A 19,603-nucleotide genomic window follows, 5' to 3' on the forward strand; every position below is an offset into this window, starting at 1 on the left:
AGTTCTTTTAGTTGTTGATTTCATAACACTCTCCAATTTTGGGGGTAGAAAGTGTCAACCTTATTTAGGACGGCACACAAATTCAACAAAAAGCTCTACAACATGTAGAGCTTTTTTATTACCTAAAAACCAAAAGCAAACGTTTGCTTTGTCATAAAACTTCAGTATGATCTCCTGCAATTTCTGTCTCATCACTCTATTTTGTAAGGGAACACTATGTTTGGCACTGCAACTAGCGCAAATGCTACCCGTGTATTACTTTTAGGCTCTGGCGAACTCGGTAAAGAAGTCGCCATTGAATGCCAGAGACTTGGTTTAGAAGTGATTGCTTGTGATCGCTATGCCAATGCTCCAGCGATGCAAGTCGCTCACCGTAGTTATGTTATCGACATGTTAGATGGGAACGCCTTAGAAGAAGTTATTACGAAGGAACAACCTACTTACGTCGTACCAGAAATTGAAGCCATCGCAACCGGCAAACTGGTAGAGCTTGAAGAAAAAGGACTGAATGTTGTTCCAACCGCTAAGGCAACCAGGCTAACAATGAATCGTGAAGGTATCCGACGTTTGGCAGCAGAAGAACTGGAATTGACGACTTCACCTTATCGTTTTGCAGATAACTTTGAAGACTTCAAAGCCGCGGTTGAGCATGTGGGTATTCCGTGCGTGGTGAAGCCTGTGATGAGCTCTTCAGGTAAAGGGCAAAGTGTTATCAAGACCGAAGACGACGTTACACAAGCATGGGATTACGCTCAGGAAGGCGGGCGTACGGGTGCAGGTCGCGTTATCGTGGAAGGTTTTATCGACTTCGATTACGAAATCACTTTATTGACCATCAGAGCCGTTGACGGTGTGCATTTCTGTGCTCCAATTGGTCATCGTCAGGAAGATGGCGACTACCGCGAATCATGGCAACCGCAAACTATGTCAGAAAACGCAGTAAAAGCAGCTGAATACACGGCTGAGAAAGTGGTAAACGCGCTCGGTGGCTACGGCATCTTTGGTGTAGAGCTGTTTGTCAAAGGCGATAAAGTCATTTTCAATGAGGTCTCTCCTCGCCCTCACGATACGGGTATGGTTACAATGATTTCGCAGGAAATGTCTGAGTTTGCTCTCCACGTGCGCGCGTTTACCGGAATGCCAATTAATAATATTGTACAATATGGCCCATCTGCGTCTGCTGTTATTCTTGGACAAGGGACTTCCACAAACATTCGCTTTGAAAACCTAAGCAAAGCTTTAGCTCAACCTCAAACACAAGTTCGTCTATTCGGTAAGCCAGAAATCGATGGTCGCCGCCGTTTAGGTGTTGTCCTTACGCGACGAAAAACCACCGAAGAAGCCGTTCAAGATGCTGTTGAAAGTGCTTCAAAAGTGAATATCATTTATTAAATACGAACCACTCATACAAAAATAGCGCAGCTCAAATTGCTGCGCTATTTCGTGTTCCAAACCGAAGAGAGCCTATTCACTCTCGATTAAGTACACTTCTTCAGAGAAGCGACTTAAGCCTTTTTTCGCAATTTTAGGATGATTCTCGTCAGCTTCATCTACGTTCAAACAAGTAACTTTGTAACCTGAAAATAACTGCTCAATCTCTTCGACCGGCACGCTAAATGGAGGCCCCGCCATCTCTTCTTGAGGATAGTTGAGTGTAACAAGCAAAATACGACCGCCTGGGTTCAAAAGTTGCTTGAGACGCTCTACATACTCCTCTCGCATATCTTGCGGTAAAGCAACCAACGCGGCGCGATCATAAATGATATCGGCTTGAGATACTGGTGCAGTGAAAAAGTCCCCAGTATAAATAGAGAGCTCATCAAATTGATAAAGCTCGTGCATGCCATTAAGAGGCGTTACCGTTGGCGTGTAAAAATGTTCAGCAAAAAAGGCACGCACAGCAATATGGCTTAGCTCAACACCTTCAACCGAATCATGCTTCATCGCTAGCCAAATCAAGTCTTCTGACTTTCCACATAAAGGAACTAACACTTTATCTTCACGCTTTGGATTAGTGTGTTTCCAATATACTGGTAATAGCGGGTTTACATCTTCCAAGTGAAATCCGATCTGATTGCTGGCCCATTTGTTATGCCAAAATTCTTGGTCTCTCATTTTACTTTCTACTTGTCGGCTGTTTTCATTTTGAGAGGTAAGACTAACGTTTTTTTTCAATTTGTCTATGCCGTTCATCTTTGGTTAATACTGCGGTGATAGGATGTAATCGGTCTCATAGGAGACGCGCCTTTATCTGATAATCAGAATAAAGAAAAGATAAATGGTGATCTAACGCACGATTCTACTTCAAGATAAAACTGAAACCTTGGAATCTTTCGTAATGGCCCCATTTATAAGTTAGTACCTGATTTGCCGAACTTAGCGACCTTTATGTTCCCTATTTTCTAAGTACAAGCAAGTTAAGGAGAGTGAATGAGCTTATTTCTTCGTACTACAGCATTGATGCTTTTGGTACTTAGCCGTGCACCGGCATTTGCCGCACTTCCAATTACCCCTGCGCCTAATGGCGAACAAAATCGTTCAACCAGCCAAAACGAAGTTTGTTCGAAACTTTTTAAACACAGCCTTAGCGGTTTATATGGCATTCAGTCAATCGACACCACACCAACTCAGCCATATTCTGACTTCGACATCCTTTACAGCAAAGCTCACCAAGCACAATTTGAACTTGAAACTATCTGTAAGAGTACCGCACTTCTTAATGACGCTCAGCCATACTTCGCAGGCGTGAAATCCAAACAACGAGCAGAAGAAAAGATAGCTTTAGAGTTAGATGGGAAAGTTGAACGTATTACTGACCTAGCACGTGCAACGATTGTAGCTGAAGACGTCGCGAGCTTAGTCTCCATTTATGAAACGTTAGAGCGTGAAACAACGATTGTGAAAGTAAAAAATCGATTCAAAAAACCTGGCCCTTCAGGATATAGAGACTTGAACTTGCTCGTTCGTTTACCAAAAACAAACCTAGTAGCCGAAGTTCAACTGCACTTGAAAGCAATCGCAGATGTAAAAAGCGGTCCCGAACACGACCTATACGAAAAAATCCAGAAACTAGAACGTCAAGCGATGTTGGAAAAACGTGAGCTAAGCGAAATAGAGCTTGCCTCTATTCGCAACATGCGTACACAGTCTAAGAACTTGTACCAACAAGCATGGCAACCATACTTAACAACGCATCTAGAAGCGGCGTAACCGATATCATTAAGCGTCTCTCATAAACAGAAAAACCACCGCATTGCGGTGGTTTTCATTTGTATGCACACGAATTTTACGCAAAAAAAGACCACGCCTTAGCGTGATCCATTTATTCGGCTTACTGTACTTTCTTCAGGTTTTCTACACGAGCTTTTAACTTCTGACCCGGGCGAAAAGTCACTACACGTCGAGCAGTAATTGGAATATCTTCACCAGTTTTCGGGTTACGACCAGGTCGTTCATTCTTGTCACGAAGATCAAAGTTACCAAAACCTGACAGTTTTACCTGTTCGCCACTTTCCAGTGCCTTACGAATCTCTTCAAAGAACACTTCCACCGTTTCCTTGGCGTCCCGCTTACTAAATCCTAATTTATCAAACAGGTTTTCTGCCAGTTCGGCTTTTGTGAGCGCCATAAAACTTTCCTCAAAGCTATGTTAAACAATGCTACGTTAGTGTAGCGCCAGAGCAGTTTTACCCTACCAATTCAACAACATATCGGGGTTACATCAGGAAGTGTATGACAAGCTTATGATTTTCGCCAACTTTTTTCTTGGCAAACAAAAGGAATAGCACTACGTAAATTATTGTTAAACGCCAGAAATTTGATATTTTTGTTTTTGTTTCATCTTTATCAGGAAAAACATCCAGATTATAAAACTAAAAGTAGTTTAAATATCAACATTAAACACTATTTAATAAAAATATCAGATATTGGTTATTTAACAGACACTTGACATAGAACTTGTCGTAAATTCAGTGATTTGTATGTAACTCGATACGTAACAATTAGATTAAAAGGTATGACCACCTGTACTTTGCAACTGTGCTTTGAAAGCTTGATTAAACCCACGCTTCTCGCTGTTTAACGATGACGCCATATATAAAGATTGATAATGTGGAAGTTCGTGTATTTCCTCATTAGCTTCTTACACTGCTTCTAGGCGACCATGATTAATCAAATCATAAATATTCTTTTCCCTGTTTTTGCTCTTGTCGGAGTTGGCTATTTGGTCGGTCGTTACATCAAGCCTGACTTTCGCCCAATAAACCGCATTAATATTGAGGTGTTTACGCCAGCACTGGTATTTTCGTCACTCGTTAGCATGCCGCTCGATTCAAATCAGGGGCCGCTTCTTTTGGCGGCAATTGTTGCGGTTTTAATTCCCGCACTACTCATGATCCCGGTATGTCGATGGACGTCACTCTCGTTTAAAACCTGGGCGCCACCACATATGTTTCGGAATAGCGGAAATCTAGCTATTCCTTTGTTTACCTATACGTTTGGAGAAATTGCGCTGTCGTCAGCAGTGCTTTTATTTGTCGTGTCAGCATGCTTGCATATCAGCTTAGGCGTAATGCTGCTTAGTCATGGCAACCCTTTTAAGCAAATAGTCAAGATGCCAATCTTTTTAGCAGCGTCGTTGGCTCTGTTTCTCAACGTGTCAAATGTGGGTGCATGGGCGCCTTTATGCGAAGCCACGGCTCTACTTGGGCAAGCGGCCGTACCCGTGATGCTTTTATCTCTGGGGGCACAAATGTGTCATTTAAGGTTGGACGGTTTAAAGATTGGTGTGTTGTGTACCGTGCAGTCACTGGCAACTGGTGCTGTCGCTTTTGCACTTATTTATTGGTTAATTCCCCTTCCAACGATGCAATTGCAAATGATGGTGCTCTTCACAATGCTGCCGCCAGCCGTCATGAATTACCTATTTGCGGAAAGGCTGAATATAGAACCCATGAAAGTGGCGTCAATGGTACTATTTGGCAACTTTTTCAGCATTCTTACGCTGCCTCTTCTGCTTAGCTATACCCTCTCACTCGCTGCCTAACCGCCAACAAGCTATCGTTAGCGTGTATTAGCTGAAAAACAATACGTTCCTAATCTCGGGTAAGGGCCATCCCTAGTTTGGTCTAGTATTTTAAAGTAATGAGGGATGGTGCGAGCAGTAAGGAACTTGAACAACGATAAGGTAATCCTAAAAATAAAAAAACCCTGCCAAACTGGCAGGGTTTTCATTTCTTAAGAAGATACGTTACGCGAGATTAGTCACGTAGAGACGCACCAAACTTCTCAGAAACGTGAGCAACGATAGCGTCAACCGCACCAGCGATATCTGCATCTTCAAGCGTACGCTCAAGTGACTGTAGAGTCAGAGCGATTGCTAGGCTCTTCTTACCTTCTTCAACGCCTTTACCTACGTAAACGTCGAACAGTTTTGCATCTTTAAGGAACTCGCCACCTTGCTCTAGACAAGCGTTAACAATGTCACCAGATGCAACAGCTTCATCCACTACTACCGCGATATCACGACGGTTTGAAGGGAATTTAGAAAGTGCTACCGCTTCTGGGATCACTTTGCTGTTAATTGCAGACCATTCGATTTCGAATACGATAGTACGACCATTTAGACCGAACTTACGCTCAAGCTCAGGGTGAACGGTACCGATCACGCCCACTTCTTTGCCATCTACGATGATTGCCGCAGATTGACCTGGGTGAAGTGCTGGGTTAGCTTTTTTGCTTTCAGGTGACAGTGCAGCGAAAGAGTACGCTTTTTCGTTCGCAGATAGCTCTAGAATCGCTTCTAGATCGCCTTTAAGGTCGAAGAAATCAACCGTGTTAGTTTCGATATCCCAATGTTCTTCACCGCGAGTACCAGCGATAACACCCGCTAGCATAGGCTCTTGGCGCATGCCGTTTTCTGCAGATTCACATGGGATGAAACGTAGGCCGTATTCGAATAGACGAACGCGTGGCTGTTGACGCTTCTGGTTGTGAACAACCGTGTTCAGCAGACCTTGGATAAGACCAAGACGCATTGCTGACATGTCTGCAGAAATTGGGTTTGGAAGTACTAGAGGCTCAACACCAGGTACAACTAGCTTTTGCTGCTCAGGCTCAACGAAGCTGTATGTGATTGCTTCGTGGTAACCACGGTCAACAAGAAGATCACGAACGCGTTTCAGTGGAAGATCCGCTTCAACGTGGTTGTGCATCTTAAGTGCTGCTGCTGGGTTTTGGTTAGGAATGTTGTCGTAACCGTAGATACGGCCAACTTCTTCAATCAGATCTTGCTCGATAGCGATATCGAAACGCCATGTTGGCGCTACTGCCACCCAACCTTCTTCTGAAGCTTCAACAGTCAAACCTAGGCGCTCTAGGATTTCTACTACATCAGCATCAACGATGTGGTGACCTAGTAGGTTGTCTAGTTTCGTGCGACGTAGTGCAACTTTGTTTGGCTTAGGTAGGTCTGCTTCAGATTCTACAGCTACAACAGGTGCTACTTCACCACCACAAATTTCAACAAGAAGCTGTGTTGCACGCTCCATTGCGCTCACTTGTAGTGCGTAATCCACACCACGCTCGAAACGCATTGAAGAATCAGTGTGAAGACCGTAGCTACGTGCGCGGCCACGGATGTGGTCAGGTGCAAAGAATGCACACTCTAGTAGAACGTCTTTAGTCTCAGTTGTTACACCAGACTCTTCACCACCAAAGATACCTGCGATTGCAAGTGCTTTGTTGTGGTCAGCAACTACTAGTGTATCTGCGTTTAGTTCTGCTTCGTTGCCGTCAAGAAGCGTTAGCTTCTCACCTTGCTCAGCCATACGAACTACGATGCCACCCTCGATCTTCGCTAGATCGAATGCGTGCATTGGTTGGCCTTGCTCTAGAAGAACGTAGTTAGTGATGTCTACTACAGGGTCGATCGAGCGAATACCACAACGACGCAGTTTCTCTTGCATCCATAGTGGCGTTTCAGCTTGAACGTTTACGTTCTTAACTACACGACCTAGGTAACGTGGACACGCAGCTGGCGCTTTCACTTCGATAGACACTTTATCGTCGATTGAAGGGGCAACTGCTTCTACTAATGGCTCTGTCACGTCAGCACGGTTTAGTACGCCAACTTCACGAGCTAGACCACGAATGCTGAAACAGTCAGCGCGGTTTGCTGTTAGGTCTACGTCTACCGTTACGTCGTCTAGACCTAGGAATTCACGGAAATCAGTACCGATTACTGCGTCTTCTGCTAGTTCCATGATGCCGTCTGACTCAACGTCGATACCTAGTTCAGTGAACGAACAAAGCATGCCGTGAGATGGCTGGCCACGTAGTTTCGCTTTTTTGATTTTGAAATCACCTGGAAGAACAGCACCAACTGTTGCGACTGCTACTTTCAGACCTTGGCGACAGTTAGGTGCGCCACAAACAATATCTAGAAGCTCTTCTTCACCCACGTCAACTTTAGTTACGCGCAGTTTGTCTGCATCTGGGTGTTGGCCACATTCAACAACGTGACCGACTTTAACGCCAGTAAAAGAACCAGCTACAGGAAGAACGTCGTCTACCTCTAGGCCGGCCATTGTAATTTGGTGAGTTAGCTCGTCAGTAGTAACCGCAGGGTTTACCCACTCACGAAGCCATGATTCGCTGAATTTCATGTTGATGAACCCTCTGGATTACTTGAACTGTTTTAGGAAACGAAGATCGTTCTCGAAGAACGCACGTAGATCGTTCACGCCGTAACGAAGCATTGTTAGACGCTCAACACCCATACCGAATGCGAAACCAGAGTATTTTTCAGGATCGATACCTACGCTACGTAGCACGTTCGGGTGAACCATACCGCAGCCTAGTACTTCTAACCATTTACCGTTTTTGCCTTTCACGTCTACTTCAGCTGAAGGCTCAGTGAATGGGAAGTAAGATGGACGGAAACGTACTTCTACTTCTTCTTCGAAGAAGTTACATAGGAAATCGTGCAGGATGCCTTTCAGCTGAGCAAAGTTTACGTTCTCATCAACCAGCATGCCTTCCACTTGGTGGAACATTGGCGTGTGCGTTTGGTCGTAGTCGTTACGGTATACACGGCCTGGTGCGATGAAACGGAATGGTGGTTTACCATTTTCCATCGTACGGATCTGTACGCCTGACGTATGAGTACGAAGCATCAAGTCTGGGTTGAAGAAGAAAGTATCGTGGTCAGTACGCGCTGGGTGATCAGCTGCGATGTTTAGCGCATCGAAGTTGTGGAATGCATCTTCGATCTCTGGGCCTGCCTCGGTGTTAAAACCAAGTTCGCCAAAGAACTTCTCAATACGCTCTACAGTACGAGTTACTGGGTGTAAACCACCGTTTTCAATACGACGACCTGGTAGTGTTACGTCGATTGTTTCTGCTGCTAGTTTCGCTTCAAGCTCAGCACGTTGTAGTGCATCTTTACGAGCTGCGATAGCTTGCTGAACTACGCCTTTCGCTTTATTGATCTCTTGACCAGCTTCACGGCGTTCTTCTGGTGGTAGTTTGCCTAGGCTTTGAAGTTGAGCAGTTAGCTCACCTTTTTTACCCAGATACTGAACACGCACTTCATCAAGTGCGACTAGCGATTCGGCAGCTTCAATTGCAGTGCTCGCGCTAGCAATGATCTCTTCTAGATGTTGCATCGTTTCCTCATCTACCTGTAGGTAGTGTCCATAAGGGAGTGATTGGTTTTTTGATAGCTGTACATAGTAGCCAAACCGGGCACCAATGCCAAATTGAATTACGAAAAGAAGAGGTTATTGAATAAAAAGAGCACAAAAACGTCAAAAATGTCATCTTTAGTTAATCTGCCGTTTAGTTGTGCCCTTTTGTTTTAGAAATAGTATTGAATAGATAGCTCGATAAAATCGTCATCTCTAGCGAAGTAGAGCAAATCATTTGGTGTTTCATTTTTAAACAACCAAGCATCAATTTGCCACTTAACGTGATTCGATATTCGGCTCGATGCTTCTAACTTAGCATTGTAAACATCATCGTTATCTAAATCCTTCGTAATTCCCGTCAATACTTCCGTTCCGTCCTCATCATTGAGCGCCCAACGAATACCTGCAAACACATCATTTTGACCGATAGTTTGTGCGTTGTTCCCACGACTGTCATAGAGGTACTCACCAATAACTCCCACATCCCAAACCGTGTCAAATGCACCGACGAAGGTATACTCAAAACCCGTCACAAGACCGACATGATTATCAGCGCTATCTCGATAAACACTTTCTAGTTTCCATAACCAATCGCCAACGATTCCTTGCACATCCAGACCGACATGACTCATCAGAGCGTAGTAAGGCTTTAATTCTCCGTACTCAAAACGAAAGTAAGGATCCCGGTTTGTTCCATATAAATAGCTCAGGCCTACGTCCCAATCGCCAAGCATTTTCGAATATCGAAAAGCCACATCTACGTGCTTCTCTTCTCTGCTTGATTCATAGATAGCATCATCATAGACAACGGGGTCGGTTCGCAAGCGGCCATCTGTACCCGCAAACGTTCGTTCCCTAAAGTAAGGTAACAACATTGCGTGGACGGTGCCCCAGTCTTTGAAAGAGGTAAAATGTAACATCGGCTGACCGAGTTTATCTTCACCATCGACGGCTTCAATGGTATCTGTTTGGTTTACTACATCAACTAAATGGGCTGATTCAGTCACTCCCCAAAAGACCTTACTAATCCCAACTCGAAGCTCATAATCATCCCAATAAGTCAGATAAAGTGCCTCTCGTATGTCACCATGACTTCGCTCATCGTCTAGACCATCCAGACGATAGAAAGGTGTGAAAGTAAAGTTTGCATCACCATTTTGCATCTCCCAGTAAAATTCTGGCTGCAAAACCAATGACGTTTGCGCTTTGCTCTGACCCTGAGAGCCCGTTTTAAAAAACTGACGATGCTCAATATTGACTTGTCCTGCAAGCTCGACGGCAGTCAGAGGCATCGAGTAAAAAAAGGCTGCTGCACTAAGCAACAACCCAGCATTTAATCGCTTCATTTTTCCTCCACTATCTCACTCGCTTCAACACATTCTTATGAAAGTCATTGTCTTGTAATCCAGTGTTAAAACGCATTTCGCTAGTCGTTAGCTCAGTACTTTTTCCTGTTTGATGGTTTGTCATCGCCATAGTGTGCGCTCGCCAATATTGGTTGAGATATTGCTTGTAATCGGAAAAAGAAAGCGTTTTTAACAAAGAGCCTTTGCGGTCGTAAAACTCAACTTTAAGTGGACGATAATGCGCTTTATCTAACCATACCGTTTGCTTGGTATAACCTGAGTTCTTATCGGTCGGAATTTGCTCTACGACGAAAACATCTTGCCCGTTTATGCTGTCATCTTTTAGGTAGTTGAAACGGTATTTTTCAATCTCAAAGGAACTGAGATCCTCATACGCGAATTCACTGCCCATAAAAGGACCTGATTTGTTACGCGAGGAAATACGTTTCACACGTTTCAGTGCAGGAAGGTAAAGCCATTGGTCATCGGCACCCACCGTATGAGAATGGTTAAGAAACGCCGTGCCTTTTACATCTCTCGGTTCATCAAATATCGTGAGCCCTTTGTCACCATCGCCATCAACTTCGAGTGATTGTAAGCGCATTAAACGTGTGCTGCTTTCTCCTTGCGCGTTTCGCAGAATCATTTGCATCGTAGCAACAGAATCCCCCCATCCTTCATCACGGGCTTTGCGCTCTTGGGCAATTTCTAGTCCTTTGGCTTCATCCGCCAACACCGCATGACTCATAATAAGCGAGACAGAAAGTACTGATACTTTTAAGGCATTTTTTACTAAATTCATGTTCGATCCTTTAATTCGTTATGACTGAGTAACAGTCTTGGTTTGAGAGTCAGTTGATTTAAGCTTATTTCGGCGCTCCACCTCGTCGTAAACGCCTTTGTCAAACAACATCAGTAGAGTCGGTAGGAAGATGAAATCCACAACAAGGGCAATAAAGATGACAATGGCACTCAGCTGTCCCATATCGGCATTTAAACGGAAGCTCGACATCGCCAGAACAGAGAAACCAGCAACAAGCACGACCGTCGTAATCCAGAGTGCGCGCCCCACGGTACGAAAGGCGTAGCGAACCGCTTGCTCCGCACTGTGGCCATCTTTACGAGCGTGTTGATATTTAGAAAGAAAGTGAACGGCGTCATCGACAACAACACCAAGCGTTAATGTCACAACGACAGACAATCCCAAGTTAATCTCGCCAGAAACCAGCGCCCAAATACCAAAACCAATAAGCGCAGGAGCAATATTCGGGACAAGACTAATTAAGCCAAGCTTGAACGAACGCAAGGCAAAGATCAGTAATGCAGAGATTAAGACAAGAGTAATGGGCAAGGTTGACAGCATGCTGGCCATATTCGTTTCACCAATATGCGCAAACATCAGTGAAGGACTAGACGCAACAACATCATATTGAGGCGCGTTTTCGTTAAACCATTGGTAAATGCGATTTTCCAAATCAACAAGCTCGACGCTGCCCAAGTTCTCCACGGTGAGAACCATCTTGATCGACGACTTATCTACATTGATTTGGTTGTTCAAATCTAAACCATACGGTAGTGACATTTCATAAAGCAGCAGATATTGAGCCGCTAATTCTCTGTCTTGAGGGAGCGAGTAATAAGCCTGATCATCTCCATGCATGTTCTTGTTTAGGCGCTTATAAACATCGCTCAAGGTCGCAACATGGTCCGTTTCTGGCTGCAACCTTAGCCAGTCAGTAAATTTACCCACGGAACTGAGAAAATTAGGATCGGCAATGCCCTGCGATTCGTTGGTTTTTATCGCGATACTGATGTTCGCCATGCCACTGATTCGCTCTTCCATAAAATCAGCCGCTCGGCGAAATTCATTGCTATGGCCAAAGTACTCGACGGATTCATCATTGACTTTGTTCAGCGGAATCAAGCTCGCACTCGCGACAATAACAAGCACCGACAACGGCAATAACGCATGTCGCTTTGACACCACGAAATCTCCTAAATGATCCATAAAGTGCTTTCTTTCATCAGAAGTATCCGACTTCACCGTAACCGGAAGGATATTAAGCAAGGCGGGAAGTAACGTGATGGAAAGGAAACAAGCAACCATGACGCCAAGGGCTGATAGGTTGCCGAAATCTCGCAGGATTGGAGAATCCGACATATTCATCATTAAAAAGCCGATCGCGGTGGTAATGGAGGTAATCAAGATAGGCATGAAATTGAGCGCAATACTTCGCTCAATAGAGTGGGCTTTACTAAAGCCGTTTTGCATAGACTGACGCATTGTCGCGATGATGTGTACACAGTCTGCGACGGCAAGCGTCATCACCAAGGTAGGCACATTAACGGTCGCCGTGCTTAAGAACATACCAGCCCATCCTGACAAGCCCATTGTAACCATAACCGAGCCGATAATAACGATGAGCGTCGCGATGACGCTAAGCAATGAGCGCAACATGATGGTCAGAAACACCAATATCACTAGTAACATAGTTGGCACTAATGTTGCGCTATCGTCTTGGGCTGCGGTCATAAACGCGTAGTTCATTGCAATAATACCAGCCTTGTGGAATTCCGTGTCTGGGTACACTTGCTGATAACGCTCAATCATTCCGTTTATGTAAGCAACCACCTCTTGTACTTCAGCAGTTTTATCTATTTCAGGGAGTTGGACCGTAATGTTTACGACCGTGACATCTCCTTTTTCAGAAATCAGTGAACTTTTCAAAACCGGCTCACTCAACGCAATACTTTTGACTTTCTCTATTCGTTGAGGTGTCAATTCATATTCGCTATACAGTAAATCTTCGACAAGAAGATCATCTTCAAACGCTTCGGTATGCTGGTAGTTAGCGAGGGAATCAACGCGGGTGGAGTATGGAACTTGCCACGCCTCGTCAGTGATCTGCTGAATAAGAGATAATGTGCTAGGAGTAAAAACAGTGCCGCTCTTTGGCGCTATAACCAAAGCAAGACTGTCAGATTTTGCAAAGGTGGTTTGAATTTCATCAAACGCAAGTAACTGCTCATTTGTTCCATCAAAGAAGATGTCGTAATCTCCTCTAAAGTAAAGATTTTTTCCTCCAATGGTTGCTATGAAAATCAATAAAACGGTAGCAAGCATCACCAATACACTGTAATTCGTTGGTAGCTTACCCCACCCTGAACGGGCGTATTGTTGAACGTTGTGATGTGGCATCACACTCTCCTTTTGTGACGTTTCGTCAAATTTAAAAACTAAAAAAAACAGCAAATGCTGTAAATAACCAGACAAACTCGACATGCAAACTTTAGATCGAATGAATTTGGCTACATAAGTTAGTTTTTAGTAACTTCCTATGCTTCTCGTGATCATTGGCTGAACGCCAACCTTCGAGATTCAATGACGATTCGTCACAATAGTGCGATAAAAAAGCCAACCATAACGTCAGATTGGCCTTTCCAGTTTATTAGCGATTCACTGACTCTAAATAAGCAAGCTCTTCACTAAATAACTCCTGCTCCACTCGACGCCAGGTTTTACGGTAGTCCCATTCTGTAGATAAAGGCGACCAACCTAAACCATCAAGTAACATATTCGCGTTGTGCAGTACTGAGAATGGGTCTTGAATTCGCTGAATACATCGACTGTTCGATGCATTTTGCGCCAAAGCGTTTGAACCGAATGCAATAGACCAGTTGGCGAATACAATAGCATCAGAACCAATTGCGGGAGAAAACTTAAGATCACCACATTCTACCGCATTGTTCACCAGCGCATCAGCACCATCTATTACTTGTTCTTCCAAGTTATTCAGTTCATTCACACGTTTAGGCGAAGCCTTCTCTAGAACCCAAGGCGTCTTTGCAACAATCGCACAGGTTGATAGTACTGGCTCCATACGAGCGTAAATACGATAACCTACATGCATCGCAATGATTTTTTCTCTGGTATTACCATTAAATTTGGCGGTACGTTCGAAAAATATTGCTTCGCTTTTCAGCGAATGAATACAAAGCGCAAGAATCACATCTTCTTTGCTGCAAAAATGATTGTAGATCGTCCCTTTAGAATAAGGGCTTGACGCTGTAAGCTTGTCCATCGTTAAGTTGGCAAAGCCTTGCTCTTGAACTAAAGACTTAGCCAATTGAATAAGCTCTATCTCACGATCAGCAATCGCCTGTTGCTTTTTTGTTAGCCCTGAAGACACACGACATCCGTCTTGCTTGCTATATTTTTTACAGCGAAAGTTAAACATAATCCTTTGATCCGTATACCAACACACTCCCAATAATTGTAACACGATTCTTTAATACAGGAACGCAACCAAAGTTGACGAACCGTCATAAATGACACTTCGTCATAATAGATCAAAAAACAAACACTTCAAGTATGAATTTATAATTAGAAGATAAATAGCTACCAATTATGCATACCCAAGTAGCTACTGGATGCTTGGTTCAACGAGAATGGTTTCTTTGTAGAGGAAGCGAGAGAGGCTTTGGGAGGAACAACGAAGGAAATCAGCATGTTAAAAATAACGAAAGTAGATGCTGAACAGGTATTATTCGAAATAAGCCCAACACACTTTAAGTCTGAATTAAGAGCAAACACCGCTGAATGCCCTACTTACAAAGTATTTGCTGTCTTAGGCTTTTTCTTTTGCAACGCCCTTTCAGAAACTCTCTTCAAAAAAGGCTCAAAATCTATATAGATAGGCTTGGCTTATCACCTGCAGCTGCGATGGCATAACGAATATCATCAATAAATCGCCCCTCTGTCTCAATAATGCCGTCAGAGAATGTGACTGGCTGATGTGGCCCAGCAAGTAGAACAATATTAGTAAAATCAGAGACATTAAAGTTCTCTGCTACAACATTTTTGGAATGAAAATCAATGACGGTCTTTGCAACTTGATCTTCCAGTAACAAAAGCTGTTCTTCAGTAATTTTCATACGCGCCAAAGCAACGCGAACACACTTATCGTGGGTAGTCGTCTGCTCTTTTATGATTTCGGTATATTTGTCGTTGAGCTTGGAGTTCTCTGCATAGCTATAATATAAAGGCCCGTGCAGCGTTATATTTTTATCTTCATCAACGTAAACGAGATCCAACAACTCTAATGCTTTTAAGTAATCAGACATGCTCTGCTCAGACAAGTCATACTTTTTCTTTAAAATAGAATAACCGTCTTTACCTCGAAGCATTCTCAATTCACGATAAAAGTCGTAAAGGTGAGGGAATTGAAAGAATACCTCATCCTGCGTACGACTAAAGTAATCCTCGTCTTCACCTTGCAATTGATTTGCGAGCTTTTGTAGTTCATCTAACGTGCAATCAACCGCTCTACAATATTCCAGCAACTTATCTAAAGCGAGATTCGTGCTTGTAAGATGTCTCTTAAAGGTAGATAGTGGCATACCCATTTTCTCAGATAGCTCTCGATATGTTAGCCCTTTTGTTTTAATCGCTTGGCGTAATGCGGCTAGCAAGTATTCGGGAGTCAGATCTCTCATCTACAATTCCTTTTGGCAATGTTACAGCTGTATAGTATTTGTAACAATTTAGAACCGCTTGGCAAGGTATAAGTTCATATTTTTATAAGAAAAACATGAATTAATATACTGAAAAGAGAATTCACACAACAAATGAAAAATTCAATATGAATTCAATTTCATTATAGATATAAAATAATATGCAAAATAAAAGTGAAGCAATTACTCTAAATCATCGTGATTAATTTTAATAGTAACGTAAAGTTGAGAATATAAATCTATTCGCTCTGCAAAAATCTAGAATAATTAACCTAAAAGGAACAGAACGGTAAATGCATAATAATTCACCGCTCTCTATTAGCATTTTTGCAATGCTATTCAAGTAGACTAGTCCGCTAGTTTCACTGCAGTACCAAATGCCAAAATTTCCGAAGAACCATCTACGATTGAGCTTGTGGTAAATCGAATCCCTACAATTGCATCGGCACCTTTAGATTCAGCGTCCGCCACCATGCGCTGTATAGCAATATCACGCGCGTCGGTCATCATTTCCGTGTAACCACGAATTTCGCCGCCAACAATGCTCTTGATACCCGCCATGAGGTCACGGCCAATATGCTTTGATTGAACAACATTACCAGTTACAACCCCTCTGATTTCAGAGATCTGCTGGCCAGGAATGCTTTCGGTCGTTGTGTAGATCATTTTTAATCCCTTATAAACGTAAAAATTTATACCCAAGCTACCTTATAACTAACATAAGATGCTAACCAATAAATTGAGAAGACTGATAAACAATACTCTAAATAGCCAAGCTAAAAGTCATTTGGGTATAAATTTTAGCAATAAAAAAGGAGAGCTAATGCTCTCCTTCTCTTAATCCTAAACTGCTAATTAAAGAGCAGCTTTCGCTTTTTCAACTAGAACTGCAAATGCAGCTTTGTCGAATACTGCGATGTCCGCAAGGATCTTACGGTCGATCTCGATAGATGCTTTCTTAAGACCGTTGATGAAACGGCTGTAAGATAGACCATTTTGACGAGATGCCGCATTGATACGTGCAATCCATAGTTGACGGAATTGACGTTTCTTAGCGCGACGGTCACGGTAAGCGTATTGACCAGCTTTAGTAACTGCTTGGAAAGCTACGCGGTAAACGCGTGAACGCGCACCGTAGTAACCTTTAGCTTGTTTTAGAACTTTCTTATGACGTGCACGAGCTTGTACACCACGTTTTACGCGAGGCATTATGCTTCTCCTAAACTAAACGATTGATAACTAAAAAGAATTAAGCGTATGGCAACATACGGATTACTGCAGCCACTTCACATTTTGGAAGGATTGCATTCGGACGTAGTTGACGCTTGTTCTTAGTAGTACGCTTAGTCAGGATGTGACGTTTTGTAGCGTGCTTGTACTTAATACCACCAGCAGTTTTCTTAAAACGCTTAGCAGCACCTTTGTTGGTTTTCATCTTAGGCATGATGAATAACTCCGCATTGAGTAGGTTTAATAAACAACGTAATTAGGGCGAACAAAACCTAGCCGTTATGCCTTTATCGAAAGGAAAGCGGCTAGGTTTTAATTACTTGATGAGCCGTTAATTACTTCTTTTTAGGGGCTAGCACCATGATCATCTGGCGACCTTCAATCTTCTTAGGGAAAGATTCAACTACAGCAATTTCTGCAGTATCTTCCTTAAGACGATTTAGAACGTCAACACCGATGTCTTGGTGTGCCATCTCTCGGCCACGGAAGCGAATTGTTACTTTCACTTTGTTGCCTTCTTCAAGGAAACGCGTCAGGTTGCGTAGTTTTACCTGATAGTCTCCAATATCAGTTCCAGGACGGAATTTTACTTCCTTGATCTGGACCTGCTTTTGCTTCTTCTTCTGCTCTTTAGCAGTTTTGCTCTTCTCGAAGAGGAACTTACCATAGTCCATCACACGACAAACAGGTGGCTCGGCGTTAGGACTGATCTCAACGAGATCCATACCAGCTTCTTCAGCAGCTGCAATGGCTTCTTGAATCGATACAACACCAACTGATTCACCGTCAGCGCCTGTTAGTCGAACTTCACGAATACCACGAATTTCACCGTTGATACGGTGCGGGTTTTGTTTTACCGGCTGTTGGCCACGTCTTCCGCCTTTAATAGCTTATTCCTCCAGATTGAGCTTACGGCTAGAGATCTCGTCTTGGATGTATGCAATAAAATCATCCACTTTAAATTTACCAAGATCTTTACCTTTACGAGTACGCACTGCTATTTCGCCAGCTTCCATTTCTTGGTCACCAACAACAAGCATATACGGTACACGCTTCAAAGTATGTTCGCGGATTTTAAAGCCAATCTTCTCATTTCTCAAGTCCGCTTTAGCTCTAATTCCACTTTTTTGTAGTTTTTGTACTATTTCTTGAACATAACCTGACTGTTTATCAGTAATGTTCATAAGAACTGCTTGTTCTGGCGCCAACCAAGTTGGGAAGAAACCAGCATATTCTTCGATAAGGATACCGATGAAACGCTCTAGTGAACCTAGAATCGCACGGTGAATCATTACCGGTACAAGACGTTCATTGTTTTCACCTACATAAGTTGCACCTAAGCGACCTGGTAGGTTGAAGTCTAGCTGGACAGTACCACACTGCCACGCACGGTCTAGACAATCGTATAGTGTGAATTCAATCTTAGGGCCGTAGAACGCACCCTCGCCTTCTTGAATTTCGTATGGGATATCCATCGATTCAAGAGACTGCTTCAATGCTTCTTCAGATTGATCCCAGATTTCATCTGAACCTACACGTTTCTCTGGACGAGTAGACAGTTTCACTACGATGTTGTCGAAACCAAATGTTTGGTACGTATCGTACACCATCTTGATACAGTTTGTTACTTCTTCTTGAATTTGGCTCTCAGTACAGAAAATGTGAGCGTCATCCTGAGTAAAGCCACGTACACGCATAATACCGTGTAGTGCACCAGATGGTTCGTTACGGTGACATGATCCAAACTCAGCCATACGTAGCGGTAGGTCGCGGTACGATTTTAGACCTTGGTTGAAGATCTGTACGTGACCTGGACAGTTCATTGGCTTAATCGCGTATTCACGGTTCTCAGAAGAAGTTGTGAACATTGCATCAGCGTATTTGTCCCAGTGCCCAGAGCGTTCCCAAAGAACACGGTCCATCATAAGTGGACCTTTCACTTCTTGGTAACCGTACTCATCTAGCTTAGCGCGGATGAATACTTCTAGATCACGGAAGATAGACCAACCATTGTGATGCCAGAACACCATACCCGGTGCTTCTTGCTGCATGTGGAATAGGTCTAGTTGCTTACCAATCTTACGGTGATCACGCTTCGCCGCTTCTTCTAGGCGAGTTAGGTGCGCTTTCAGTGCTTTCTTGTCGTGGAAAGCCGTACCGTAGATACGTTGAAGCATTTTGTTGTCGCTGTTACCACGCCAGTAAGCACCTGCAACATTCAGCAAAGTGAAGTGTTGACAGAAGCTCATGTTAGGAACGTGAGGACCACGACACATGTCGATGTATTCTTCATGGTGGTAAAGGCCTGGACGATCATCACGAGATACGTTTTCGTCTAGGATTTCCACTTTGTATGGTTCGTCACGTGATTCAAACGTATCACGCGCTTCCTGCCAGCTTACTTTTTTCTTAACCACTTCGTACTTGGTTTTCGCTAGCTCTTTCATACGCTTTTCAATCTTTTCAAGATCTTCTTGCGTTAGAGATTCGTCTAAGTCGATATCGTAGTAGAAGCCATTGTCGATGGTTGGACCGATCGCCATTTTAGCTTGAGGGTAAAGCTGCTTAAGAGCGTGACCAAGAAGGTGAGCACAAGAGTGACGAACGATTTCTAGACCGTCTACTTCATCTTTAACTGTGATGATTTCAAGGCTTGCGTCTTCTTCAATTAGATCACACGCATCAACGCGGTTACCGTTTACACGACCAGCGATAGTTGCTTTGGCAAGACCAGGACCGATCGATTGCGCAACTTCCATAGTAGAAACTGGGTTGTCAAATTGACGCTGACTGCCGTCAGGAAGAGTAATAATAGGCATGCTATGT

The 19,603-nt window shown here is 43.4% G+C and carries 18 protein-coding genes; 4 read left to right on the forward strand and 14 right to left on the reverse strand.

The window, feature by feature from the left end:
* The first annotated feature begins 216 nt into the window (after positions 1-216).
* Positions 217-1,392, forward strand: a complete 1,176-nt coding sequence (gene purT / locus R7127_RS05910; protein ID WP_033905149.1) for a formate-dependent phosphoribosylglycinamide formyltransferase — start codon at positions 217-219, stop codon at positions 1,390-1,392.
* Positions 1,393-1,464: 72 nt separating this feature from the next.
* Here the strand turns inward: purT and R7127_RS05915 are convergent, their stop codons facing one another.
* The gene (locus R7127_RS05915; RefSeq protein WP_021707633.1) at positions 1,465-2,115 is read right to left on the reverse strand and encodes a thiopurine S-methyltransferase; all 651 of its coding nucleotides are present in this window, start codon (positions 2,113-2,115) and stop codon (positions 1,465-1,467) included.
* A 315-nt stretch (positions 2,116-2,430) separates the two neighbouring features.
* On the opposite strand from R7127_RS05915, the gene R7127_RS05920 reads away from it, so the two are divergent.
* Positions 2,431-3,210, forward strand: coding sequence for a phosphoribosylglycinamide formyltransferase (locus tag R7127_RS05920; protein WP_005377897.1), 780 nt, complete (start codon positions 2,431-2,433; stop codon positions 3,208-3,210).
* 121 nt (positions 3,211-3,331) lie between these two features.
* Here the strand turns inward: R7127_RS05920 and ihfA are convergent, their stop codons facing one another.
* The gene (ihfA, locus tag R7127_RS05925) at positions 3,332-3,628 is read right to left on the reverse strand and encodes an integration host factor subunit alpha (protein WP_005377899.1); all 297 of its coding nucleotides are present in this window, start codon (positions 3,626-3,628) and stop codon (positions 3,332-3,334) included.
* 534 nt (positions 3,629-4,162) lie between these two features.
* Between ihfA and R7127_RS05930 the strand changes: the two genes are divergently transcribed.
* Positions 4,163-5,044, forward strand: a complete 882-nt coding sequence (locus R7127_RS05930) for an AEC family transporter (protein WP_033905148.1) — start codon at positions 4,163-4,165, stop codon at positions 5,042-5,044.
* Between the two features lie 214 nt (positions 5,045-5,258).
* Here the strand turns inward: R7127_RS05930 and pheT are convergent, their stop codons facing one another.
* From pheT to R7127_RS05960, 6 genes are all read right to left on the reverse strand, one after another.
* A complete protein-coding gene (gene pheT, locus R7127_RS05935) occupies positions 5,259-7,664 on the reverse strand; it encodes a phenylalanine--tRNA ligase subunit beta (RefSeq protein WP_206971227.1) in 2,406 nt (801 codons plus the stop codon).
* A gap of 18 nt (positions 7,665-7,682) precedes the next feature.
* Positions 7,683-8,666, reverse strand: a complete 984-nt coding sequence (gene pheS, locus R7127_RS05940) for a phenylalanine--tRNA ligase subunit alpha (RefSeq protein WP_005385470.1) — start codon at positions 8,664-8,666, stop codon at positions 7,683-7,685.
* A gap of 191 nt (positions 8,667-8,857) precedes the next feature.
* A complete protein-coding gene (locus tag R7127_RS05945) occupies positions 8,858-10,033 on the reverse strand; it encodes a hypothetical protein (protein WP_050550045.1) in 1,176 nt (391 codons plus the stop codon).
* Between the two features lie 10 nt (positions 10,034-10,043).
* A complete protein-coding gene (locus tag R7127_RS05950; RefSeq protein ID WP_025766823.1) occupies positions 10,044-10,835 on the reverse strand; it encodes an outer membrane lipoprotein-sorting protein in 792 nt (263 codons plus the stop codon).
* An 18-nt stretch (positions 10,836-10,853) separates the two neighbouring features.
* The gene (locus R7127_RS05955; protein WP_064376413.1) at positions 10,854-13,232 is read right to left on the reverse strand and encodes an efflux RND transporter permease subunit; all 2,379 of its coding nucleotides are present in this window, start codon (positions 13,230-13,232) and stop codon (positions 10,854-10,856) included.
* Positions 13,233-13,482: 250 nt separating this feature from the next.
* The gene (locus tag R7127_RS05960; protein ID WP_005377913.1) at positions 13,483-14,271 is read right to left on the reverse strand and encodes a TetR/AcrR family transcriptional regulator; all 789 of its coding nucleotides are present in this window, start codon (positions 14,269-14,271) and stop codon (positions 13,483-13,485) included.
* Positions 14,272-14,541: 270 nt separating this feature from the next.
* Between R7127_RS05960 and R7127_RS05965 the strand changes: the two genes are divergently transcribed.
* Positions 14,542-14,727: a hypothetical protein gene (locus R7127_RS05965; RefSeq protein ID WP_031780965.1), complete on the forward strand. Its 186-nt coding sequence runs from the start codon at positions 14,542-14,544 to the stop codon at positions 14,725-14,727.
* Here R7127_RS05965 and R7127_RS05970 read toward each other — a convergent pair.
* From R7127_RS05970 to thrS, 6 genes are all read right to left on the reverse strand, one after another.
* Positions 14,720-15,529: a helix-turn-helix domain-containing protein gene (locus R7127_RS05970; RefSeq protein ID WP_005385480.1), complete on the reverse strand. Its 810-nt coding sequence runs from the start codon at positions 15,527-15,529 to the stop codon at positions 14,720-14,722. The genes R7127_RS05965 and R7127_RS05970 overlap by 8 nt on opposite strands.
* Positions 15,530-15,895: 366 nt before the next feature.
* A complete protein-coding gene (locus R7127_RS05975) occupies positions 15,896-16,213 on the reverse strand; it encodes a heavy metal-binding domain-containing protein (protein WP_033905144.1) in 318 nt (105 codons plus the stop codon).
* Between the two features lie 189 nt (positions 16,214-16,402).
* Positions 16,403-16,756 (reverse strand): 50S ribosomal protein L20, encoded by a 354-nt coding sequence (gene rplT, locus R7127_RS05980; protein WP_004727974.1) that lies wholly within the window; start codon positions 16,754-16,756, stop codon positions 16,403-16,405.
* 40 nt (positions 16,757-16,796) lie between these two features.
* Positions 16,797-16,991, reverse strand: coding sequence for a 50S ribosomal protein L35 (gene rpmI, locus R7127_RS05985; RefSeq protein WP_005377932.1), 195 nt, complete (start codon positions 16,989-16,991; stop codon positions 16,797-16,799).
* A 121-nt stretch (positions 16,992-17,112) separates the two neighbouring features.
* Positions 17,113-17,664, reverse strand: coding sequence for a translation initiation factor IF-3 (infC, locus tag R7127_RS05990; RefSeq protein WP_080276913.1), 552 nt, complete (start codon positions 17,662-17,664; stop codon positions 17,113-17,115).
* Between the two features lie 3 nt (positions 17,665-17,667).
* Positions 17,668-19,596: a threonine--tRNA ligase gene (thrS, locus tag R7127_RS05995; protein ID WP_318148305.1), complete on the reverse strand. Its 1,929-nt coding sequence runs from the start codon at positions 19,594-19,596 to the stop codon at positions 17,668-17,670.
* Positions 19,597-19,603: the final 7 nt, after the last annotated feature.

Origin of the sequence: Vibrio sp. 1159 (genome assembly GCF_033340395.1) — a bacterium.
Taxonomy (GTDB): domain Bacteria; phylum Pseudomonadota; class Gammaproteobacteria; order Enterobacterales; family Vibrionaceae; genus Vibrio; species Vibrio alginolyticus.